Genomic DNA, 22,960 nt, shown 5'->3' with positions numbered 1-22,960 from the left:
GGTCGGATACCCGACGCGGCCGAGGACCGCGGACACTAGAGTTCCCGCATGACGAGCATCGCGCTGAGCAACGGGCAGGTCGACGCGGACGAGGAGCGACGTCGGCGGCTGCGCCGGATGCGAGTCGTCGCGACCTCCTTCCTGGTCGCCGCGGCAGGGGTCTTCGTGCTGACCCTGGATGGCCAGGGCTGGGTGGGCTATGTCCACGCGGCCTCCGAGGCGGCGATGGTGGGGGCGATCGCTGACTGGTTCGCGGTCACTGCGTTGTTCAAGCGGCCGCTCGGCCTGCCGATCCCGCACACCGCGCTCATCCCGCGCAAGAAGGAACAGCTCGGCGCGAGCTTGCAGGAGTTCGTCAGCGAGAACTTCATGCAACCGCAGATCGTCACGGAACGGATCGAGGATGCAGAGGTGGCGCGACGCGCGGGGGAGTGGCTGGCGGCGCCCCGCCACGCCCGCCGTGTGGTGGCCGAAGGTTCACAGATCGGTGCCGACATCCTCGAGGCGATCTCGCCGGAGGATGTCGCGGCGCTGTGGAATGACGTGGTGGTGCCGCGTCTCCTCGACGAACGGATAAGTCCCGCGGTGGGCCAGCTGCTCGCGGAGATCGTCGACGACAGAGCGCACAGCGGTCTGGTCGATCTCGTGCTGGACGAGCTATCCGGCTGGGTCGACCGGCATCCGGAGAGGATCACCTCGCTCGTCACGGAGCGAGCTCCCAGCTGGGCGCCCGAGTGGGCGAACCGGTTGGTCTCCGACCGGATCCTGCGTGAAGTCACGACCTGGCTCGCCGATATCCGGGACGATCAGGGGCACTCGGCGCGGCAAGCCCTCGATCACTGGCTGGCCGATCTCGCGGACGACCTGCAGCACGACGACGCGACGATGGAGGCAGCCGAGCGTCTGAAAGCGCGGCTGCTGGCCCAGCCGAAGGCGGTCGCGACGGCCACGCGGTTGTGGGAGGCCTTCCGGCAGGCCGCGGTCACGGCTCTGCGTGACGACGAGGGCCTCCTGCGTCGCCGGATCACCGCCGAGGTCATCGCCTTCGCCGAGCGGCTCCAGCACGATCCCTCACTGGCAGCCCGGGTCGATCGCGCCGTGCGCGATGCCGTCGGGCACCTGGTCGAGCGGTACGGCCCCGAGGTGGCGACGATCATCTCGGCGACCGTGGACCGCTGGGACGGCAAGGAGACGGCACGGCGGGTCGAGCTGCTGGCCGGCCGGGATCTGCAGTTCATCCGGATCAACGGCACCGTCGTCGGCGGGCTGGTCGGACTGGTGCTCCACGCTCTGGTCTCCGTGCTCGGCTGACGCACCCGCTCGTCGGCAGGGACGGGAAGGGATGGTGCAGGAGGGAGGGGGAAGGAGCGGGGAGCGGGGTCAGCTGAGCAACTCGGTGACATCGGTGCGCAGACGCTCCAGCTCCTCGGTCGCCCGGCGCTCGGCATCGGCCAGGTCGTCACCGACCGGGATCACGACCTCCAGATAGCACTTGACCTTCGGCTCCGTACCGGACGGACGCACGATGACACGGGCGTTATCGCCGAGCTGCAGTCGGATGCCGTCGGTGGGCGGTAGACCCGCATATCCCGCGGCCAGATCGTCGACCCGTGTGACCGCGCGTCCGCCCAGTTCGGTCGGCGGTGAGGTGCGCAGTCGGTCCATCGTCTCGGTGATCATCGACAGATCGTCGACGCGCAGCGCTACCTGCCCGGTGGCGTGCCAGCCGTGTTCCGCGTAGATCTCGTGCAGACGGTCCATCAGGCCGGCTCCGCGCTGTTTCAGCCGTGTGGCGAGCCGCAGAACGGCGAGCGCGGCGGTGATGCCGTCCTTGTCGCGGGCGATAGCGGGCGCCACGCAGTAGCCGAGCGCCTCCTCGTAGCCGAATGCGAGACCATCGACCTTGCCGATCCACTTGAATCCCGTCAGGGTCTGACGCCAGGGCTGTCCGTATGCCACCGCTTGGCGGCCGAGCAGATCCGAGGAGACGATCGATGATGCGTAGGTGCCTTCTATCCCGCAGGCCAACAGTTGATCGGCCAGCAGGGCGCCCAGCTCATCGCCGCTGAGCATCCGATAGTCGTCTCCCACTGGCACGGCCACGGCGCATCGGTCGGCATCGGGATCGTTGGCGATCACGAGGTCGGCACCGATCTCACGCGCCTGCGCGAGGGCGAGGTCCATCGCACCGGGTTCTTCGGGATTGGGAAAGGCCACGGTCGGGAAGCGCGGATCGGGTTCGGCCTGATCGGCGACGACATGCAGAGGGGCGAAACCGGCCCGGCGCGCCGCCTCGCTCATGATGTCGAGTCCGACACCGTGCAGAGGGGTGTAGACGACATCCAGCGGGACCGCGGGCGGCTCGCCCACGAGCGCGACGGCCACGTCCAGATATGCCTCGATCACGTCCTCGCCGACGAGCTGGTAGTCGTCACCCCTCGGCAGCGTGTCGATGGGGCCGACGGCGGAGATCGCCTCGGCGATCTCCGTGTCGGCCGGGGGCACGATCTGACTGGAGTCACCGAGATAGACCTTGTAGCCGTTGTCGCGCGGAGGATTATGCGATGCGGTGACCATCACCCCGGCGACGCAGCCGAGATGACGGATCGCGAAGGCGAGGACGGGGGTCGGCGTCGGTGCGCTGAACAGAACCGCCCCGATACCCGCTCCTCTGAGGATCTCGGCGGTGTCACGGGCGAAGCGGTCCGACTTCTCCCGCGCGTCGTAGCCGATCACCACCGTCGGATGCTCGTGCCGGGACCGCAGATAGTCGGCGAGTCCGCGAGCCGCCTGCGCGACGACCACGCGGTTCATCCGGGTGGGTCCCGCCCCGAGCTCGCCGCGGAGACCGGCCGTGCCGAAGGTCAGCCTGCCGGCGAAGCGGCGGGCCAGTACCGCATGTTCGCGACGCTCCACCAGACGTTGGAGTTCCGCGCGGGTCTCATCGTCCGGGTCCTGGGCGATCCATGCGCGAGCCAGGTCGATGGCCTCGGGACCGGTCATGCGAACCAGCCTGACATGCTGATCGTTCGCTCGCTCATGCGCGGGGCACGCGGGGGAGGAGGTCGGCGAGGAGTGTGCCCATACGTGCCGCGGAGGCTCGGCCGGCCTCCAGCACCTCCTCGTGGTTGAGCGGCTCTCCGCTGATGCCCGCGGCGAGATTGGTCACGAGGCTGATGCCGAGCACCTCCAGTCCCGCCTCGCGAGCGGCGATCGCCTCGAGGACGGTGGACATGCCGACGAGATCCCCGCCGATGGCCCGGACCATCGCGATCTCAGCGGGCGTCTCGTAGTGGGGGCCGGGGAACTGGACGTAGACCCCTTCGTCGATGCCCGGTTCGACCTCACGCACGAGTTCTCGCAAACGCGGGGAGTAGAGGTCGGTGAGGTCGATGAACGTGGCGCCGACGATGGGGGAGGTCGCGGTGAGATTGATGTGGTCGCGGATCAGGACGGGAGTACCCGGTGTCCACGATGGATCGAGTCCACCGCAGCCATTGGTCAGCACGATGGTCTCGACCCCGGCAGCGGCGGCCGTGCGGACGGCGTGGACGACGGCCTCCACGCCTCGTCCCTCGTAGAAATGGGTCCGTCCGAGGAAGACGAGGGCATGGGTGTCGCCCACCGGCACCGACCGGATGGTGCCCCCCTGCCCGGCGACCGCCGGAGCGGTGAAATGCGGGAGGTCGGAGGCCGGGAACTCTACGAGCGGTGCGCCCAAGGCATCGGCTGCCGGCAGCCACCCCGATCCCATCACCAGCGCCAGGCTGTGCTTGACGCCGCCGGTGCGTTCACGCAAGGCTTCGGCGGCTTGTCGGGCTCGATCGTAGGCGGTCACGAGCACACCCTACGCGAAAGCGGGCATCGATCCCGTGGGGTTCGGGTCGCGTGATGATGGACGACTTCGCTGTGTTTTACTGAGCCTAGCCTAACCATCTGACGCCGCTCACGGCGTCCTCCGGCCCCGAGGAGACGTTGTCTGTGTCCGCAGCACCATCGCAGTCGACCGGCACGAGGACTCGGGGTCCTGCGCGAGCGCTCCTTACGGCGCTTCTGGCCGGCGCCCTCCTCACTCTGAGCGCCTGCCAAGGTGGAGCCGCAAGGGACGAGGGCCCCGATACCGGCACCGGGGCTGATCTGGCCCCGCTGTCCTCTCTCAGTCCGCAGGACCCTTTCTCGATCGAGGGTCCGTCGACGGCTGCGCTCTCCGATCGTTCCGTGGAGCCCATCGTCGGTCGCGCCGAGCCTGAGCTGCCGGTGACCGTCGCCTCGGCGCTGACGACGGGGGACACCGAGGTCACGGTCGACGACACCTCGCGGATCGTCGCCTTCGACATCTCCGGCTCGCTGTCATCGACCATCTGGGGTCTGGGGATGGGCGATCGGCTCGTGGGCCGGGACCAGGCCGCCTCCTTCCCCGGCATCGACGATGTCGAGGTCGTGACGAGCGGCGGTCATGCGATCAACGTCGAATCGGTGCTGGCGCTGCGTCCCACGGTGGTGCTGACCGACGGCTCCATCGGACCGCGCGATGTCGTCGAGCAGATCGCCGATGCCGGCGTCCCCCTCGTTGTCATCCCGCGGGCAGCCTCCTTCGAGGGTGCCGCACAGCAGGCGCGGGACGTCGGCGCCGCGCTCGGGCTGGCGGACGAAGGCGAGCGGCTCGCCGACCGGATCCTCGCCGAGATCGAGGAGGTGTCGACGACGATCGACGATCATCTCGTGCCCGCGGAGGGTGAACGCCTACGGATGGCGTTCCTGTATCTGCGGGGTGACTCCGGGGTCTATTACCTCTTCGGCCCCGGATCGGGTGCCGACGACCTGGTCCAGCGTCTCGGCGGCATCGATGTCGGCACCGATCAGGGGTGGCGCGAGTACACGCCGTTGACCGACGAGGCAATCGTCGCGGCCGACCCCGATCTGCTGCTGGTCATGACGAAGGGACTCGAGTCCGCCGGCGGTGTGGACGGCCTCCTGGCGAGCAAGCCCGCGCTGGCCCTTACGACTGCGGGTCAGAAGCGGCGCATCGTCGACATGGCCGATACCGATGTGCTGTCCTTCGGACCTCGTTCGGCGGGAGTCCTCGATGCCCTGGCACGCGCGGTGTACGCGCCCGGTGAGGGCTCGTGAAGCGAGTCCTCGTCCTCGGCGGCCTCGTCGCCGCATTGGTCATCGGCGTCGTCGTGTCCGCCGCGGTCGGGCAGCTGCCGGTGGATGTCACGGATGTCCTGGGGGCAGCGCTGAAGTCCGTGGGGATCTCCACATCGTGGTATCCCAGCGACGACATCATCGCCCAGACGCTGGCGCAGATCCGCTTCCCGCGGCTGGCCCTCGGGATCATGGTGGGCGCGTGCCTTGCCGTCGGCGGCGTCATCATGCAGGCGATCTTCGGGAACCCGCTCGCCGAGCCCGGCGTCGTGGGCGTGTCCTCTGGGGCCGCGCTCGGTGCCGCCGCCGTCATCGCCGCGGGAGTCACTGCGGCCGGTGTGACTGCGGCCGCTGCCTTCGTCGCCGGCTTCGTCGCGACGCTGCTGGTCTATCTGACAGCGCGCGCCGAGGGCCGTACCGAAGTCGTCACGCTACTGCTGACCGGTATCGCGGTGAATGCCTTCGCCGGTGCCGGTATCGCCTTGACGATGTTTCTCGGCGATACCTCCGCCCGCGAGCAGATCGTGTTCTGGCAGCTCGGATCGCTGAACGGCGCCCGCTGGCACGAGGTCGCCTTCGTGACCCTCGTGGCCGTCCCGTCGATCATCGTCGCCTTCGCCCTGGCGCGCCGCTACGACCTGTTGAGCCTCGGTGAGCGCAGCGCCGCGCATCTCGGCGTGCGGGTGGAGCTCCTGCGCATCGGCTCCATCGGGATCGTCGCGCTCGTGACCGCCGCGGCGGTGTCCTTCGCGGGGATCATCGCCTTCGTGGGGCTGGTCGTCCCGCATGCGATGCGGATGCTGCTCGGTCCCGCGCACCGCACGCTGATCGTCGCGAGCGTGATCGCCGGCGCGGCGCTCATCGTCTGGTGCGATCTCGTGGCGCGCACGCTGGTGCCCGGAGCCGATCTCCCGCTCGGCATGCTCACCGCGCTCATCGGCGGCCCCTTCTTCTTCGTGCTCATCCGCCAGACGCGGGCTCGGTCCGGAGGCTGGGGCTGATGGCGACCACCTACCGGCTCGACCGGGTCACTGTCCGGCGCGGAGGCCGAGCCGTCCTCGACGAGGTCAGCCTGGAGATCGACGAGGGGACACTCCTCGCGATCGTGGGACCGAATGGCGCCGGCAAGTCGACCCTGCTCGGTGTCCTCGCGGGTGATATCGACGCGGAGGGCACGGCCCTCTTGCACGATCGCGCCGTCTCCGCGTGGCCGGCGGCCGAGCTCGCACGTGAACGGGCGGTCCTGCTGCAGAAGAATGCCGTGAGCTTCGCCTTCACGGTGGACGATGTCGTGGCCATGGGGCGCGCCCCATGGCCCGCGGAGCCCGACCGCGACCGTGAGGCCGTGGATCACGCCATCGACCGTGCGGACATCGCCCACCTGCGAGGACGCTCGGCGCAAGCGTTGTCCGGCGGTGAGCAGGCCCGGGTGGCGCTGGCGCGGGTCTTCGCCCAGCAGACTCCCGTCGTCCTGCTCGACGAGCCGACCGCGGCACTGGATCTTCGCCACCAGGAGGATGTCCTGGCGCACGCGGCCGATGACGCGCGGCAGGGCCGGACGGTCGTCGTGGTGCTCCACGACCTCTCGCTCGCGGCCGCCTACGCCGATCGCGTCGCGCTGCTGGACGGCGGCAGCCTCGTCGCACATGGCGCACCGGAGCACGTTCTGGAGGCCGAGCGGATCGCCGAGGTCTACGGGGTGGCGGTGGACGTCATCGACGGCCCGGACGGCCGACCACTCGTCGTGCCCCGGCGTCCACGACGCTGACCCCCGATCGGCGCTGATATCCCACGCCCGAAGCGGTAACGGGCGCCGGGCGATTGGCCCATGAGCCGTGCTCTGCGCGAGAATGTCTCCCGTGACTCATGTGGCGATCATCGGAGGCGGACCCGGCGGCTACGAGGCGGCGCTGGTGGCGCGCAGATCGGGAGCCGATGTCACCGTCATCGATCGCGACGGGCTCGGCGGGTCGACTGTCCTCACTGACTGCGTACCGAGCAAGACCCTCATCGCCACCTCCGATCTGCTGACCGAGGTCGGCACGTCGGCCGAGCTGGGCGTCGAGATCCCGTCGATGGTCCGCGCCGATCTCGCATCGGTGAATGCACGTGTGCTGCGGTTGGCGCAGGCGCAGTCACATGACATCGAGGATCGGCTGCGTTCGGCCGGCGTCGAGATCCTCAAGGGCACGGGACGCATCGATGCGCCCGGCACCGTGATCGCCACTACCGACGAAGGGGAGCGCGCCGTCGCGGCGGACAGCATCCTGCTGGCCACCGGCGCTCATCCCCGGGTCAGCCCCGATGCTCAGCCCGATGGAGAGCGCATCCTGACCTGGGAGCAGGTCTACGGTCTGGAGGAGATCCCCGATCATCTGATCGTCGTCGGCTCCGGTGTCACGGGTGCCGAGTTCGCGAGCGCGTACAACGGTCTCGGTGCCCAGGTGACGCTGGTGTCCAGCCGGGACCGAGTGCTTCCCGGAGAGGATCCGGATGCCGCGAATCTCATCGAGAATGTCTTCACCCGCCGCGGGATGACCGTGATGGGCAATTCGCGGATGGCCTCGGTCGCCCGCGATGGCGAGCGGGTCGTCGTGACCCTCACCGACGGGCGGACCGTGGAGGGCTCGCACTGCCTGCTGGCGCTCGGTTCCATCCCGAATACGAGTGACCTCGGGCTGGATGCGGTCGGCGTCGAGACCGATGATGGCGGATTCATCGCGGTCGACAAGGTCTCGCGGACGTCCGTACCGGGCATCTACGCCGCGGGTGACTGCACTGGTGTGCTGATGCTCGCGTCGGTCGCGGCCCAGCAGGGGCGCATCGCGATGGCTCACCTGCTCGGTGACGCGGTCAATCCGCTGTCACGCCTGAAGGTCTCCAGCAATATCTTCACCTCACCGGAGATCGCGACGGTCGGCCTCTCCCAGCGGCAGATCGAGGAGCGCGGCCTGATCGTGGACTCCACGATCCTGCCCCTGGCCTCCAATCCACGCGCCAAGATGCAGGGCGTCCACGACGGCTTCGTCAAGCTGTTCGCCCGGCAGGGCATCGGCACCCTCGTCGGCGGGGTCGTGGTCGGTCCACGAGCCAGCGAACTGATCCACTCGGTGTCGGTTGCCGTATCGGCTCAGCTGACCGCCGATCACGTCGCAGAAGCCTTCACGGTGTATCCGTCGATGTCGGGCTCCGTCGCGGAGGCCGCACGCCGCCTGCACCGCCTCGTGTGAATTACACGGATGTGCTTTCGCAGGTGGTGACCTTGCGGTGGCATTCGGCCGGAATATCAGGTCATAATCCTCTCTGACAACACGTTTCACACTCGTCACATGTGTCCCAGGAATGGACTTCCCCATGCATTCTCGGTTGCTGTCGCTTCGTTCCGCTGCCGCCCTTCTCATCAGCCTGCTGCTGGTGCTCGTCGCCTTCGAGCCCGCTGCGGCCGAGCCGACTCCCGCCGTTCCGCCTGCCGGGACGGCGACCACGGCGCCCGTAGAGGCAGAAGAGTCTCCCGCGCCCGTTGAGGAGCAGCCTCCTGCGGAATCCTCCGAGCCGCAGGTGGAAGAAGCGCCTTCTACCCCCGTCGAGGGTGCTCCTTCTGCCGATGCGCCGATCCTCGGGGCGCTCCAGGCCGAACGGGTCGACGACGGAGCCCTCTCGGATCTGGTCACCGTGGAGAACGTGGAGGTTCCCGAGGATACGCTCCGCGCCTTGTCGGCCACCGATGACTCGATCCTCGAGAAGGTGGATCTCAGTCCCTTCCACATGGCAGCGGTCAGCTGGGACCCGGAGGCCGAGGCCACGGGTGTCTCGATCGTGATGAGCGTGCGCGTCGCGGGCGAGTGGACCGAATGGGAAGACCTCGCGCTCGCCGATGGTGAAGGTTCGCCCTCGGCCAGCGATCCGTTGTGGACCTCCGAGCCTGCCGACGGTGTGCGGGCGCGGGTGACCTCGGATCAGGGCGCGCTTCCGGACCTGAAGATCACCACCGTGGACCCGGGACCCGAGGACGTCGCGACACCCGAAGGTGGGGGAGCGGGCCAGCTGACGGGTCTTGCATCCGTCGCGCAGCCGGCGATCATCACGCGCGCCGGCTGGGGCGCCGGCCCCGGACAGCGTTGTGATGCCACACGGGGCTCGATGCGCAGCGTCGTCATCCATCACACCGCAGGTGCCAACTCCTACTCGAAGGCCCAGTCCGCGGGGATCGTGCGCAGCTATCAGACGATGCACATCGTCACCAACGGCTGGTGCGATATCGGTTACAACTTCCTCGTCGACAAGTACGGACAGATATTCGAAGGTCGCGCGGGCAGCATCGCCGGACACAGGCGAGGCGCACACGCAGGTGTCGGAGCGGTGAACGACAACAGCACCGGCATCGCGATGATGGGCAACTTCGAGTCGGCCAATATCTGGAACGGTGAGTGGGGCACCCTGCGCAGTACCGTCAGCCGGTTGACGGCCTGGCGGCTCCAGCGTTTCGGCCTCAAACCGCTGACCCAGGTCACCCTGGCGGGCCGCACCAATTTCACCGTCAACGGTCACCGCAACTGGACGGCCACCGCTTGTCCGGGACGCTACGGGCTGGACTGGCTGAACGCCGGCAACGGCCTACGCGCAGATGTCGACAAGCTGATGCACAGCAGCCCCCCGAAGCCCACGAGGCTCGGGACTCCGACGGGGTTGAACCTCTCGTCCGTGGGAGAGTCCAATTTGAGTCTGGCGTGGGCCGGAGTCGGTGGGGCGACTAGTTACCGGGTCAAATGGGGTGAGAACAGTCCGAACGACAACGCTCGGACGGTCAGTGGCACGCGTGTCGATCTCACCGGTCTCAAGCCCGGCACCACGTACCGCGTCGTCATCGCCGCCAGTGCACCGGGCGCTATCCAGAGCTACTTCAGCAAAGAACACACCTTCACAACCCGGTTGGCCACTCCGACAGGCCTCACGTCGGTGGCTTCCACGAATGACAGTCTCTCGTTGTCGTGGGGCAAGGTCCCTCAGGCGACTAGTTACCGGGTCAAATGGGGTGAGAACTCACCGAACGACAACGCTCGGACGGTCAGTGGCACGCGTGTCGATCTCACCGGTCTCAAGCCCGGCACCACGTACCGCGTCGTCATCGCCGCTAGCGCACCGGGCGCGGCCCAGAGCTACTTCACTAAAGAACACACTTTCACTGTGGGTGGGAGGCTGGCGACTCCGACGGGATTCAAACTCAACTCCAGTGGTGTGTCGAACCTGAACCTCTCCTGGACCGGGGTGGGCGGAGCAGCCACGTACCGTGTCAAATGGGGTGAGAAAAGTCCGAACGACAACAGTCGCGATGTCAGTGGCACGCGTGTCGATCTCACCGGTCTCAAGCCCGGCACCACGTACCGCGTCGTCATCGCCGCCAGGGCGCCCGGAGCGACCCAGAGCTACTTCAGCAAAGAACACACCTTCACAACCCGGTTGGCCACTCCGACAGGCCTCACGTCGGTGGCTTCCACGAATGACAGTCTCTCGTTGTCGTGGGGCAAGGTCCCTCAGGCGACTAGTTACCGGGTCAAATGGGGTGAGAACTCACCGAACGACAACGCTCGGACGGTCAGTGGCACGCGTGTCAATCTCACCGGTCTCAAGCCCGGCACCACGTACCGTGTCGTCATCGCCGCCAGTGCACCCGGAGCAACTCAGAGCTACTTCAGCAAAGAACACACCTTCACAACCCAAAACGCTAGTGGCAGACTCGCGACTCCGACGGGGTTGAAACTCTCGTCCGTGGGGGAGACCAGTTTGAATCTGTCGTGGACCGGGGTGGGCGGAGCAGCCACGTACCGTGTCAAATGGGGTGAGAACAGTCCGAACGACAACAGTCGCGATGTCAGTGGCACGAGTGTCAATCTCACCGGTCTCAAGCCCGGCACCACGTACCGCGTCGTCATCGCCGCCAGGGCGCCCGGAGCGACCCAGAGCTACTTCAGCAAAGAACACACCTTCACAACCAAGAATTTCAGTGGCCGACTTGCAACTCCCACCGGGCTCAAGCTGACCTCGTCCACGGTGAACACCCTCGGGTTGTCATGGACCACGGTGCCCTATGCCACAAACTATCGAGTCAAATGGGGCGAAGGTTCGCCCAACAGCAACACCCGCGATATCAGCGGTACCACCATCAGTCTCACCGGTCTCAAGCCCGGCACCACGTACCGCGTCGTGATCGCCGCCAGGGCGCCCGGAGCAACTCAGAGCTACTTCAGCAAAGAACACACCTTCACGACCAAGGCGAACTCGAGCAATTCGGCGACGTTCTCGAACGGTTCGGTGACGATGAAGGGGCACGGTTACGGCCACGGAGTGGGGATGAGCCAGTACGGGGCGCAAGGGGGAGCGCTGGCAGGACGTACCTTCCAGCAGATCCTGAGCCACTACTACCCGGGTACGACGCTGGCCACGCGGAACGCGAAGATCCGTGTGCAGATCAGCGGTGCGCCCACCGACGCACTCACCGTACGCCCGAAGAGCGGGCTGATGGTGCAGAGCGCCGGCGGCGGACCGAACAAGGTCCTGCCCGCGCGTCCCGATGGACGCCATGTCGATCTGTGGCAGGTGGTGCGAGCCGGAGACTCGTCGCGCAATCAGCTGCGCTACAACACCGGGGGCAGGTGGCACAACCACGGCGGCACGTGGCGCGGGGACGTGCAGTTCGGTGTCGACGGCGGGACCGTGACGGCCCTCTTCGGTTCCCAAGACCGGACCTTCCGCGGCGTCATCCGCTGGTGGACCGGCTCGGGCTCGGCTCGCACCACCGTCAACGAGCTGTTCAGCCTCGACGACTACATCCGCGGTGTCGTGCCGCGGGAGATGCCGTCGGGCTGGCATCAGCAGGCATTGCGCTCGCAGGCGGTCGCCGCCCGCACGTACGCTCTCCGCACCATGAACCCAGGCCGTGCCGACTACGATATCTGCGACACGACGGCCTGCCAGGTGTACGGCGCGGTCTCGGCCGAGGCCGTGACGACCAACACCGCCATCGATGCCACGCGGGGGCAGGTGCTGATGTACAACGGGACGCCGGCTTTCACGCAGTACTCGAGCTCCTCCGGCGGGTACACCAATTGGCCGAGCTACCCGAGGGATCATCCCTACCTCAAACCGGTGAAGGACGACTGGGACGCCGTGTCCAGCAATCCGAACCACTCGTGGACGACGACCCTCACCGCTGACGCCGTGAGGCGGGCCTACCCGCAGATCGGCACTCCCCGGACCATCCAGGTCACCGCGCGCAATGGCTACGGAGCCATGGGAGGACGCGTCGACAAGGTCCGCATCACTGGGAGCGGCGGCTCGGTCGAGGTCACCGGCAACGGCGCACGCACGGCCTTCGGGCTCAAATCGAACTGGTTCGGATTCTAACCGTTACCGATGACGAAGGGCCGCTCACCCGACGGGTGAACGGCCCTTCGTCATCGGTAACGAACTCAGGCGTCCTTGATCTCGCAGATCACGGCACCGGCCGAGACGGTCGCACCGACCTCGGCGTCCAGCGATGTGATGACGCCCGGCTTGTGAGCGGTGATGGGCTGCTCCATCTTCATCGCCTCGATCACCAGCACCTGATCGCCCTCGGCGACCTCCTGGCCATCCTCGACCGTGAGCTTGACCACCGTGCCCTGCATCGGCGAGGTGAGGGCATCGCCGCTGACGGCCGCTCCGCCACCGGAGCCGGCTTTGCGCTTGGCCTTTTTCTGGCCCGGGGCAGCCACCGCGGTGGCGCCCAGACCGCCGGGCAGGACGACCTCGACGCGCTTGCCGCCGACCTCGACCGTCACGCGCTCGCGTTCACCGGTCTCGTCGGCCACGCCTGCCGCACCGGCGTACGGCTCCAGCTGGTTGTCGTAGTCGGTCTCGATCCAGGTCGTGTAGACGTCGAACGAGCCGTTCTCTGCGGTGTATGCGGGGTCGTTGAGCACACTCGAGTGGAAGGGGATCACCGTGGGCATGCCATCGACGACGAACTCCGCCAGTGCGCGTCGCGAGCGCTCGATCGCCTGCTGGCGCGTGGCGCCGGTGACGATGAGCTTGGCGACGAGGGAGTCGAAGGCCCCGGGGATGGTCTCACCGACCACATAGCCGGAGTCGACGCGGACGCCAGGGCCCGCCGGCGGATCCCAGGAGGTGAGCGTGCCCGGAGCGGGCAGGAAGCCGCGGCCACCGTCCTCGGCGTTGATCCGGAACTCGATCGAGTGTCCGCGGATCTCCGGGTCTTCGTAGCCGAGCTCCTCGCCCGCCGCGATGCGGAACATCTCGCGGACCAGGTCGAGACCGGTGACCTCCTCGGACACCGGGTGCTCGACCTGCAGGCGGGTGTTGACCTCCAGGAAGCTGATGGTGCCGTCGCTGCCGACCAGGAACTCACAGGTGCCCGCTCCGACATAACCGGCCTCGCGCAGGATGGCCTTGCTGGACTCGTAGAGGGTCGTGAGCTGCTCGTCGCTCAGGAAGGGCGCCGGAGCCTCCTCGACGAGCTTCTGGTGGCGACGCTGCAGCGAGCAGTCGCGGGTCGAGACCACGACGACATTGCCGTGCTGGTCGGCGAGGCACTGGGTCTCGACATGGCGCGGCTTGTCGAGGAACTTCTCGACGAGGCACTCGCCGCGACCGAAGGCCGAGACGGCCTCACGGACGGCCGACTCGTACAGGTCAGGGATCTCCTCGATCGTGCGAGCGACCTTGAGACCACGGCCACCGCCGCCGAAGACCGCCTTGATGGCGACGGGAAGGCCGTTCTCCTGCGCGAACTCGACGACCTCGTCGGCGCCGGCGACCGGGTCCTTGGTGCCGGGAGCCAGGGGCGCGTTCGCCCGCTCGGCGATGTGCTTGGCCTTGGCCTTGTCGCCGAGGGCCTCGATGGCGTCAGGGGAGGGGCCGATCCAGATCAGCCCGGCGTCGATGACGGCCTGGGCGAACTCGGCGTTCTCGGCGAGGAAGCCGTAGCCGGGGTGGACGCTGTCGGCGCCGCTGCGCTCGGCGACGGCGATGATCTTCTCGATGGAGAGGTAGGAGTCGCCCGGCGTGGCTCCTTCGAGGGAGTAGGCCTCGTCGGCCAGCCGTACGAACAGCGCATCGCGGTCGGGCTCGGCGTAGACCGCCACGCTGCCGATCCCGGCGTCCCTGGCGGCGCGGATCACTCGCACCGCGATCTCGCCACGGTTGGCGATGAGTACCTTCTTCAACGGCGTCGTCACATGAACTCCTTGTCGTCGACGCAGCAGCGGCTGCAGGCCGAGTCTAGGGCGTGGGTTCGCCGCCGAGTGTCGCAGGTCTCAGGTCCTGGTCGACGGGTGACCCGGGTCACGCGACGGGAAGCCGTGATCGAGGGCACGCCGAATGGGACGCCCCAGTTAATGAGTGTTAACCTGACCACATGGATTTCGAACTGTCGCGCGAGCACGAGGAGTTCCGGCATGTCGTGCGCGACTTCGCTGCTGCGCACATCGCCCCATATGTCGCAGGGTGGGACCGGGATCATCACTTTCCCGTCGAGACGATCCAGGCGATGGGAGACCTCGGACTCTTCGGATTGACCGCCCCGGAGGAGTACGGCGGAGCCGGCGCCGACTTCACCAGCCTCTGCGTGGCCATCGAGGAGCTCGGACGTGTCGACCAGTCCATCGGTATCACCCTCGAAGCCGGCGTAGGGCTCGGCATCAATCCGATCCTGACCTTCGGGTCGCAGCAGCAGAAGGAGCGGTGGCTGCCCGATCTCGTCGCCGGTCGCGCGCTTGCCGGCTTCGGCCTGACGGAGCCCGGAGCCGGTTCGGATGCGGGGGCGACCACCACACGAGCCGTGCTCGACCAGCACACCTGGGTCATCAACGGCAGCAAGCAGTTCATCACCAACTCCGGCAGTGCCATCACCTCCCTGGTGACCGTCACTGCTAGGACCGGCGAGCGCGAAGGTGGACGTCCTGAGATCTCGGCGATCATCGTGCCGGCCGACACGCCCGGCTTTGTCGCCGAGCGCGCGTATGACAAGCTCGGATGGCACATCAGCGACACCCACCCGCTCACCTTCACCGATGCCCGGGTACCGGAGGACCACCTGCTCGGAGAACGGGGACGCGGCTACGCTCAGTTCCTCGCCACCCTCGATGACGGCCGGGTCGCCATCGCGGCGCTCGCGGTCGGTCTGATCGAGGGTTGCTTGGAGCTCTGCCGCGCCTACGCGGGGGAACGGCACACCTTCGGGGTGCCGATCGGCAGCAAGCAGGGTGTCGCCTTCCAGCTCGCCGATCTGGCCGTGATGGCCGCCGCGGGCCGCGCACTGACCTATCGCGCCGCCGCGATGAAGGATGCGGGTCGGACAGGGCCGGAGTTCACACAGGCCGCATCGATCGCCAAGCTCTACACCTCCGAAGCCGCGGTCACGGCTACTCGCGTCGCCACGCAGATCTTCGGCGGATACGGATTCATGGAGGAGTACCCGGTGGCCCGCTTCTACCGGGACGCCAAGATCCTCGAGATCGGCGAGGGCACCAGCGAGGTGCAGAGAATGCTCATCGCACGCGGACTCGGGCTCCCGGTCGAGTAGCGACCACGGTCGATGCCCCGGCCGTTCGGAGCCGGCAGCCATCTCATCCAGTCTTTCGGCGTATTCCGCGCCGGCCTGCGCGAGGTCGTGACCGGCGGGCTCACGGTCGGCGGATGCTCCACAGATCGGTCCAGAGGACACCGAAATCGTGCAGCATCTCGCGCAGAACCGGGAGGCTGAGACCCGTGACATTGTGGTGGTCGCCCTCGATGCGGCTGATGAAGGCCCCGCCCAGACCGTCGATGGTGAAGCCACCCGCGACCTGCAGAGGCTCGCCGGACGCCACATAGGCGTCGATCTCCTCGTCGGTGACGTAGGCGAAGTGAACCCGCGTCGCGACGGACCGCACGACCTCGTCGTCACCTCGTCGCAGGCAGTGACCGGTATGGAGCACGCCGGCATTGCCGCGCATGGCCTGCCATCGCTCGCGAGCCACCTCGGGATCGCGTGGCTTGCCCAGTGCCTCGCCGTCGAACTCGAGAACCGAATCACATCCGAGCACGAGCCGATCGGGTCGTCCGGCGGCGACGGCCCGGCACTTCAACTCGGCGAGGACCGCCGCCAACCGGCCCGGTGTCGGCGCGACCACCTCGGTCTCGTCGACACCGGAGACGATGACCTCCGGCTCCAGGCCCGCTCGCCTCAGCGTCTCCAGCCGAGCCGGAGACGCTGAGGCGAGCACGAGGGGTCTCACCAGGCGCTCGAGCGCCACTGTCCGGGGCCGACGCGCAGCGCGGCGCGATGCTGTCGCACCGGATGACCCCACTCGGAACGCGCCCGGCGCGGACGGCGTGCCGCGGCATTGGCCGCGGCCGCATTGCGGACCGAGACCACGGCTACGAGCGCCGCGAGCTCCTCTTCGGTGAGGTCGCCCTTGACGACCCGAAGCACCGGGGTGGCCTGGGCCTGCTCCTGCTGCTCGCTCACAGCGGGATGTTCCCGTGCTTCTTGGGCGGCAGCGACTCGCGCTTGGTGCGCAGGAGGCGCAGCGCCTTGGCGACCTCGGCACGCGTGCTGCTCGGCCGGATGACCGCGTCGACATAACCGCGCTCAGCCGCCACATACGGATTGCACAGCGTGTCCTCGTACTCGGTCATGAGCTCGGCGCGACGGGCCTCGGGATCCTCCGCGCCGGCGATATCGCGACGGTACAGGATGCCGACCGCACCCTGTGCGCCGACGACGGCGATCTGGGCGGTGGGCCAGGCGAGGTTGACATCGGCGCCGAGGTGCTTGGAGCCCATCACGTCGTAGGCGCCACCGTAGGCCTTGCGGGTGATGACCGTGACCAGCGGGACGGTGGCCTCGGCGTAGGCGTAGATGAGCTTGGCTCCGCGGCGGATGATGCCGTTCCACTCCTGGTCGGTGCCGGGGAGGAAACCGGGGACGTCGACGAAGGTGAGGATCGGGATGTTGAAGGCATCGCAGGTGCGCACGAAGCGCGCGGCCTTCTCCGAGGCGTCGATGTCCAGGGTGCCGGCGAACTGCATCGGCTGGTTGGCCACGACGCCGACGCTGCGACCCTCGACCCGGCCGAAGCCGATGACGATATTGGGGGCGAAGAGCGGTTGGACCTCGAGGAAGTCCTGATCGTCCAGGACGGTCTCGATGACGGTGCGGATGTCGTACGGCTGGTTGGCGGAGTCCGGGATCAGCGTGTCGAGGGCGAGATCGTCGTCATTCGGCTCGAGGTCGATGATCTCGTCGAAGGGCTCGGGCTCCTCCATGTTGTTCTGCGGCAGGAAGCTGATGAGCGCCTTGACGTACTCGATCGCGTCCTCCTCATCCGCGCCCATGTAGTGAGCGTTGCCGCTCTTGGTGTTGTGCGTGCGTGCCCCTCCGAGGTCCTCCATCGAGACGTCCTCGCCGGTGACGGTCTTGATGACATCGGGACCGGTGATGAACATATTGGACTTCTGGTCCACCATCACCACGAAGTCGGTGACGGCGGGGGAGTACACATGTCCACCGGCGTTCGACCCCATGATCAGGCTGATCTGCGGGATGACACCCGAGGCATGCACATTGCGACGGAAGATCTCGCCGTACAGGCCGAGCGAGACCACGCCCTCCTGGATGCGGGCGCCCGCACCCTCGTTGATGCCGATGATCGGGCAGCCGGCCTTGATCGCGAGATCCATCACCTTGGTGATCTTCTCGCCGTAGACCTCGCCGAGGCTGCCGCCGAAGACGCTGAAGTCCTGGCTGAACACACAGACCTGGCGACCGTCGATGGTGCCGTAGCCGGTGATCACGCCATCGCCGAGGGGACGATTCTGATCGAGCCCGAAGGCGGTGGCGCGGTGGCGGGCGAAGGCGTCCAGCTCGACGAAGGAGCCTTCGTCGAGAAGCTGATCGATCCGCTCCCGGGCGCTCTGCCGCCCCTTGGCGTGCTGCTTCTCCGCGGCGCGCTCGGCGATCTCGACGGTCGCCTCGTGCGTGCGGCGCTCGTGGTCGGCGAGCTTGCCCGCCGTGGTGTGGAGCTCGGGATGTGCCTCGAGCTGGACGTCGGGTGCTGCGTCGGTCATGTGGCTTACCTTAGACCGTGTCTCTCTCGCGCCCTCCCGGTCCCTGTGATCTATCCCGCAGCCCTCTCGCCACCGAGGAGCTGCGAGCACGATTGACCCGCACGCGGTGGCGTGGCGACATCGTGGTGCCGGGGCGGACGTCGAGCACCAACACTGATCTCGCATCGATGGCACGTGAGGGCGCTCCCACGGGCTCGGTCGTCGCCGCGGATCGGCAGGACGCCGGTAAAGGACGGCTCGGGCGCAGCTTCGCGCTCCCGGGGCGATCGGGGGTCGCTGTCTCCGCGCTCATCAGGCCCGCGGTTCCTGTCGGTCGCTGGAGCTGGCTGCCCCTGATCGCCGGACTCGCCGTCGATGATCTCGTGCGTGCCCGCGGAGTGAGCGGCAGCGGTATCAAGTGGCCGAACGACGTCCTGGTCGGGAGACGCAAGATCTGCGGCATCCTGCTCGAGCGTGTCGAGACCCCCGGGCTGGAGGCAGGCGCGGTGATCGGCATCGGACTGAACATCGCCGCGCGCCGTGACGAGCTCCCCACGGCGACGGCGACTTCCCTCGCCCTCGAAGGAGCACGCGATCTGGACCGTCTGGCAGTCCTCGTCGAGCTGCTGGAAGGCCTCGATCACTGGGTCGCGCGATGGGAGGATCCGCGCCCTGACGCGATCGATCCGATCCGCGAGGCCTTCCTGCGCCGGTGCGTCACCCTCGGCCAGGAGGTCCGTATCGAACGACCGGGCGGCGATCCTTTCGTGGGCACCGCCGAGACCATCGATGCCGATGGTCGACTCGTCGTCGACGGCGCGTCGTTCAGCTCCGGCGACGTGGTCCATGTCCGGCCCGCCCCCTGATCCGGACGCGTCGTGAGCATTCCCGTCGTTACACCCGCATGACAGAATCAGCCCCATGAGCCTGTCGCGCAAGCTCCTCCTCGATGAAGAGGAAGTCGTCGAGGAGACGCGCACCCACATCAAGGTCCTCGTCGTCCCCTTCCTGCTCGGACTCGTGCTCATGGGTGTCGCCGGATTCGCCGTGGGGTTCATCGGATCGCGTGGCGACGGGTGGGCCCGCGGGATCGTCATCGTGGTCGTCACGGTGCTCTTCATCGTCACGACCGTGATCCCGTTCCTGCGCTGGTACCTGTGGACCTACACGCTGACCAATCTGCGGATCGTGGAGCAGCGCGGCATCCTCACCCGCACCGGCCGGGTGATCCCGCTCATGCGCATCAACGACGTGAACTACGAGAAACACCTGATTGATCGCCTCCTCGGCTGCGGCACGCTCGTCGTACACGATGCCTCGCAGCAGGAGGGGCTCAAGCTCCACGACATCCCGCGCATCGAACGCTTTCACCGGACCGTGAGCGGACTGGTCTTCGACGCCCACGACACGCATCAGGAGGTTCCTCGTGGCGAATCGAGCTGATGAGCGCGACGAATTGGTCTCGCTCATCCTCGGCTCCCGGCTCGATCTGACCAGCGACGAGGTCGCCGAGAAGGGTGGTCTGTCGCCGGAGAACACTCGGCGCCTGTGGCGTGCTCTCGGCTTCCCCGACCCCGGTGAGGACGCGGCCTTCGGCGAGTCCGATGCCGAGGCCGTCGCGATCGTCGCCTCCGCCATCGAGCATGGTGTTCTCGGTGAGGACACCACTTTCCGGCTGACCCGCGCCGTCGGCCAGACGATGGCGCGGCTGGCCGACTGGCAGGTGTCCACAGTCGTCGACCAGCTGGAGCAGGATGTCGATGAGGGACGCGCCGGCAACCGCATGGAGGCGGCGATGGCCCTGGTGGCCACCGCCGGCCCAGCCTTCGAACAGCTCATGATCCACGCCTGGAGGCGTCACCTGGCGGCCGCGGCGTCCCGGCTCGAGGCCCAGGGCGCGCTCGACGAGGAGCTGCTCTCCACCACGATGTCGGTCGGCTTCGCGGACCTGTCGCGGTTCACGGCACTGTCGAATGAGTTGGACGACGCGGGTCTTGCCCGGATCGTCGAGACCTTCGAGACGCGCGCGACCGATTTGATCACGTCCCATGGCGGGCGGGTCATCAAGACCCTGGGTGACGCCGTCCTCTACGTGTGTCCCGATCCTGTCCAGGCGACGCGGATCGCACTCGAGATCGTCCGCCGTCTGTCCACCAGTGACGGGTTGCCCAGCCTGCGGGTGGGATTGGCCACGGGATCGGTGCTGAGCCGGCTGGGCGATGTGTTCGGACCCCCGGTCAACCTCGCGGCACGGCTCTCCCACGTCGCACGTAGCAATCGGGTCCTCATCGACAAGACCACGGCCGACCGGCTCGGCGATGACTTCGAGACGCGGGTCCTTCCGCCGCGTCTCCTGCGCGGATTCGGCAACGTGTCGCCGATCACGGTCTCGGAACGGCGCGGTTTCCGCAGCCGCTGAGCCGGGCGGGACGGGCCTCGCTAGGGTGATACCCGTGCCTGAACTCGCTGTGATCGGTGGCGGACAACTCGCCCGGATGATGCAACAGCCCGCCATCGCACTGGGGATCGACATCCGCCTGCTGGCCGAAGGGCCGGATGTGTCTGCCGCCCAGGTGATCGTCGACCACACGGTGGGGGATTACACCGACCTGGACACACTCCGTCGGATCACGGCGGGTGCGGATGTGGTGACCTTCGACCACGAGCACGTGCCGCCGGCGCATCTACGGGCTCTGCAGGACGAGGGAGTCGCCTGTCGGCCGGGCCCGCAGGCACTGATCTACGCCCAGGACAAGGGCGACATGCGGCTCAAACTCGCCGAGCTCGGAGTTCCCGGCCCCCGCTTCCGCCTCGTGGAGCCTGATGCCGAGGCCCAGGGCCGTCTGCGGTCCTTCGGCGATGAGATCGGCTGGCCCTTCATCGTCAAGACGACCCGCGGCGGCTATGACGGCAAGGGCGTCTGGAAGATCGCGACGCTGGAAGACGTGGACGAGCCTCTCACCGCGGTGCGCGAGGGTGGCGCGCGGCTGCTCGCCGAGGAGCTCGTGCCCTTCACCCGTGAGCTGTCGGCGCAGATCGCCCGCCGTCCGTCGGGGGAGACAGTCGCCTATCCCGTGGTGGAGTCGCGGCAGTCCGGCGGGATCTGCGTCGAGGCCATCGCGCCGGCACCGGGCCTGGACGGTCAGCTCGCCGAGACCGCGAGCGGGATCGCGTTGACCGTCGCCGAGGGGCTCGACGTCGTCGGCATGCTCGCCGTCGAGCTCTTCGAGACCGAGGACGGGCGGGTCCTCGTCAACGAGTTCGCGATGCGCCCGCACAATACCGGGCATTGGAGCATCGACGGAGCATCGACGAGCCAGTTCGAGAATCACCTGCGTGCCGTGCTGGACATGCCCCTCGGTTCGACACGACCGCGTCAGCCGTGGGCGGTCATGGTCAACGTGCTGGGCGGCCGGGTCACCGATCTGCGCGCTCAGCGTGCGATCGCCCTGGCCGCCGAGCCGGATGTCAGGATCCACCTCTACGGCAAGTCCGTGAGACCGGGCCGCAAGGTCGGCCATGTGACGGCGGTGGGCGATGATCTCGACGATGTTCTGGCGCGTGCTCGTCGCAGCGCCGCGATTCTCACCGACGGAGGAGAACGATGAGCCCACGACCACGCGTCGGTATCGTCATGGGGTCGGATTCGGACTGGCCCACGATGCGCGCCGCCGCTGACGCTCTGGCGGAGTTCGACATCGCCTACGAGGCCGACGTGGTCTCGGCTCACCGGATGCCGACCGAGATGCTCGCCTATGGGCGCGAGGCTCACGGCCGCGGCCTCGAGGTGATCATCGCGGGGGCCGGGGGAGCGGCCCACCTCCCGGGCATGCTGGCCGCCGTCACGCCCCTGCCGGTCATCGGTGTGCCCGTGCCGCTGAAGTACCTGGATGGCATGGACTCGCTGCTCTCGATCGTGCAGATGCCGGCAGGTGTTCCTGTCGCGACCGTCTCGATCGGCAATGCCCGCAATGCCGGGCTGCTCGCGGTCCGCATGCTCGCGGCGGGCGATGGCGAGCTCACGCAGAGGGTGCTCCGGTTCCAGGAAGATCTCGCTGACGCGGCGCGCGCGAAGGGCGCTGCGGTGCGCGATCAGGCGTAGAGCCCCGTCGCGTACGAAGGGCTCTCATAGTGCGCGATCACGTCGTCGAGGGGCTGGTCGGATCGTTCCGATGCATGCGCGATGTGGGCGCGCGAAGGGATACTCTGCGGATCCCATGATCGCGGGTCCCAGAGCTCAGAACGCAGGAACGCCTTGGAGCAGTGGAAGAAGACCTGTTCGACCTCGACCTCGCAGATGATCTGCGGGCGGTGGCCTTTGACTTCCAGCAGGTCGCTGTAGGGAGCGGCGCGCAGCAGCCGCGCCCTGCCGTTGACGCGCAGAGTGTCACCGCGGCCGGGGATGATGAAGATGAGCCCGATATGCGGATTGGCGAGGAGATTGACGAAGCCATCGGCACGTCGATTGCCGGGGCGCTCGGCCAGGGCCAGGCGCCTCTCGTCGAGCACGACGGCGAGCTGGCCGGCCGGGTCGCCCTTCGGCGACACGTCACAGCTGCCGTCGGCGCCACTCGTGGCCACGAGGCAGAAGGGCGAGGACTCGATGAAGATGCGATGGACATCGTCGAGCCGGTCGCGATCTTTGTCTCGTATACGGGGGTGTGGCTCGCCGAGGATCTCGCGCAGCTCGCTCTCGGTCCTGATCTGAGCGTCCATGGTCCGCACT

Annotated in this window: 19 protein-coding genes; 12 read left to right on the top strand and 7 right to left on the bottom strand. The window is 67.7% G+C overall.

Annotated features, from left to right (window positions below; translation table 11 throughout):
- The first annotated feature begins 48 nt into the window (after positions 1 to 48).
- Positions 49 to 1,311: a DUF445 domain-containing protein gene (locus tag BHE97_RS13670; RefSeq protein WP_087624595.1), complete on the top strand. Its 1,263-nt coding sequence runs from the start codon at positions 49 to 51 to the stop codon at positions 1,309 to 1,311.
- A 69-nt stretch (positions 1,312 to 1,380) separates the two neighbouring features.
- On the opposite strand, the gene BHE97_RS13665 is transcribed toward BHE97_RS13670, so the two are convergent.
- Positions 1,381 to 3,003 (bottom strand): phospho-sugar mutase, encoded by a 1,623-nt coding sequence (locus BHE97_RS13665; protein WP_087624594.1) that lies wholly within the window; start codon positions 3,001 to 3,003, stop codon positions 1,381 to 1,383.
- 34 nt (positions 3,004 to 3,037) lie between these two features.
- On the bottom strand, positions 3,038 to 3,838 hold the full coding sequence (locus tag BHE97_RS13660; protein WP_087624707.1) for a purine-nucleoside phosphorylase: 801 nt from the start codon (positions 3,836 to 3,838) through the stop codon (positions 3,038 to 3,040).
- Positions 3,839 to 4,218: 380 nt separating this feature from the next.
- On the opposite strand from BHE97_RS13660, the gene BHE97_RS13655 reads away from it, so the two are divergent.
- From BHE97_RS13655 to BHE97_RS21050, 5 genes are all read left to right on the top strand, one after another.
- Positions 4,219 to 5,130 carry an ABC transporter substrate-binding protein gene (locus BHE97_RS13655; protein ID WP_236757690.1) on the top strand — a complete coding sequence of 304 codons (912 nt, stop codon included), beginning with the start codon at positions 4,219 to 4,221 and terminating at the stop codon, positions 5,128 to 5,130.
- Positions 5,127 to 6,149, top strand: coding sequence for an iron ABC transporter permease (locus BHE97_RS13650; protein ID WP_087624593.1), 1,023 nt, complete (start codon positions 5,127 to 5,129; stop codon positions 6,147 to 6,149). Before BHE97_RS13655 ends, BHE97_RS13650 begins: the two co-directional genes overlap by 4 nt.
- Positions 6,149 to 6,916, top strand: coding sequence for a heme ABC transporter ATP-binding protein (locus BHE97_RS13645; protein WP_087624592.1), 768 nt, complete (start codon positions 6,149 to 6,151; stop codon positions 6,914 to 6,916). The genes BHE97_RS13650 and BHE97_RS13645 overlap by 1 nt, the downstream gene beginning before the upstream one ends.
- 91 nt (positions 6,917 to 7,007) lie before the next feature.
- Positions 7,008 to 8,378, top strand: a complete 1,371-nt coding sequence (locus tag BHE97_RS13640) for an NAD(P)H-quinone dehydrogenase (RefSeq protein ID WP_201791446.1) — start codon at positions 7,008 to 7,010, stop codon at positions 8,376 to 8,378.
- 124 nt (positions 8,379 to 8,502) lie between these two features.
- Complete coding sequence (locus BHE97_RS21050) at positions 8,503 to 12,549, top strand: SpoIID/LytB domain-containing protein (protein WP_170931429.1); 4,047 nt, start codon at positions 8,503 to 8,505, stop codon at positions 12,547 to 12,549.
- Between the two features lie 65 nt (positions 12,550 to 12,614).
- On the opposite strand, the gene BHE97_RS13630 is transcribed toward BHE97_RS21050, so the two are convergent.
- Positions 12,615 to 14,381 (bottom strand): biotin carboxylase N-terminal domain-containing protein, encoded by a 1,767-nt coding sequence (locus BHE97_RS13630; protein WP_236757689.1) that lies wholly within the window; start codon positions 14,379 to 14,381, stop codon positions 12,615 to 12,617.
- A 179-nt stretch (positions 14,382 to 14,560) separates the two neighbouring features.
- Here BHE97_RS13630 and BHE97_RS13625 point away from each other — a divergent pair, with 179 nt between their 5' ends.
- On the top strand, positions 14,561 to 15,727 hold the full coding sequence (locus BHE97_RS13625) for an acyl-CoA dehydrogenase family protein (RefSeq protein ID WP_087624589.1): 1,167 nt from the start codon (positions 14,561 to 14,563) through the stop codon (positions 15,725 to 15,727).
- Between the two features lie 100 nt (positions 15,728 to 15,827).
- On the opposite strand, the gene BHE97_RS20430 is transcribed toward BHE97_RS13625, so the two are convergent.
- Genes BHE97_RS20430 through BHE97_RS13610 form a run of 3 tightly spaced genes read right to left on the bottom strand, consistent with a single transcriptional unit; the run spans position 15,828 to position 18,255 of the window.
- Entirely contained in the window at positions 15,828 to 16,421 is a 594-nt protein-coding gene (locus tag BHE97_RS20430; protein WP_087624704.1) for a Maf family protein, read from the bottom strand.
- The gene (locus BHE97_RS20425) at positions 16,418 to 16,654 is read right to left on the bottom strand and encodes an acyl-CoA carboxylase subunit epsilon (protein WP_087624588.1); all 237 of its coding nucleotides are present in this window, start codon (positions 16,652 to 16,654) and stop codon (positions 16,418 to 16,420) included. The genes BHE97_RS20430 and BHE97_RS20425 overlap by 4 nt, the downstream gene beginning before the upstream one ends.
- Positions 16,651 to 18,255, bottom strand: coding sequence for an acyl-CoA carboxylase subunit beta (locus tag BHE97_RS13610; RefSeq protein WP_087624587.1), 1,605 nt, complete (start codon positions 18,253 to 18,255; stop codon positions 16,651 to 16,653). Before BHE97_RS13610 ends, BHE97_RS20425 begins: the two co-directional genes overlap by 4 nt.
- Before the next feature lie 92 nt (positions 18,256 to 18,347).
- On the opposite strand from BHE97_RS13610, the gene BHE97_RS13605 reads away from it, so the two are divergent.
- The 5 genes from BHE97_RS13605 to purE are packed head-to-tail and all read left to right on the top strand — an operon-like array spanning position 18,348 to position 22,336.
- Positions 18,348 to 19,100, top strand: a complete 753-nt coding sequence (locus BHE97_RS13605; protein WP_201791445.1) for a biotin--[acetyl-CoA-carboxylase] ligase — start codon at positions 18,348 to 18,350, stop codon at positions 19,098 to 19,100.
- Between the two features lie 55 nt (positions 19,101 to 19,155).
- The gene (locus tag BHE97_RS13600; RefSeq protein ID WP_087624586.1) at positions 19,156 to 19,677 is read left to right on the top strand and encodes a PH domain-containing protein; all 522 of its coding nucleotides are present in this window, start codon (positions 19,156 to 19,158) and stop codon (positions 19,675 to 19,677) included.
- Entirely contained in the window at positions 19,661 to 20,653 is a 993-nt protein-coding gene (locus BHE97_RS13595) for an adenylate/guanylate cyclase domain-containing protein (protein WP_236757688.1), read from the top strand. Before BHE97_RS13600 ends, BHE97_RS13595 begins: the two co-directional genes overlap by 17 nt.
- Before the next feature lie 34 nt (positions 20,654 to 20,687).
- On the top strand, positions 20,688 to 21,842 hold the full coding sequence (locus BHE97_RS13590; RefSeq protein ID WP_343286119.1) for a 5-(carboxyamino)imidazole ribonucleotide synthase: 1,155 nt from the start codon (positions 20,688 to 20,690) through the stop codon (positions 21,840 to 21,842).
- Positions 21,839 to 22,336 carry a 5-(carboxyamino)imidazole ribonucleotide mutase gene (gene purE / locus BHE97_RS13585; RefSeq protein WP_087624584.1) on the top strand — a complete coding sequence of 166 codons (498 nt, stop codon included), beginning with the start codon at positions 21,839 to 21,841 and terminating at the stop codon, positions 22,334 to 22,336. The genes BHE97_RS13590 and purE overlap by 4 nt, the downstream gene beginning before the upstream one ends.
- On the opposite strand, the gene BHE97_RS13580 is transcribed toward purE, so the two are convergent.
- Complete coding sequence (locus BHE97_RS13580; protein ID WP_087624701.1) at positions 22,327 to 22,950, bottom strand: MSMEG_1061 family FMN-dependent PPOX-type flavoprotein; 624 nt, start codon at positions 22,948 to 22,950, stop codon at positions 22,327 to 22,329. The genes purE and BHE97_RS13580 overlap by 10 nt on opposite strands.
- Positions 22,951 to 22,960: the final 10 nt, after the last annotated feature.

The sequence above is a fragment of the Aeromicrobium sp. PE09-221 genome (assembly GCF_002174305.1).
Classification (GTDB): domain Bacteria; phylum Actinomycetota; class Actinomycetes; order Propionibacteriales; family Nocardioidaceae; genus Aeromicrobium.
This window is presented reverse-complemented; position numbering and strand designations above follow the sequence as displayed.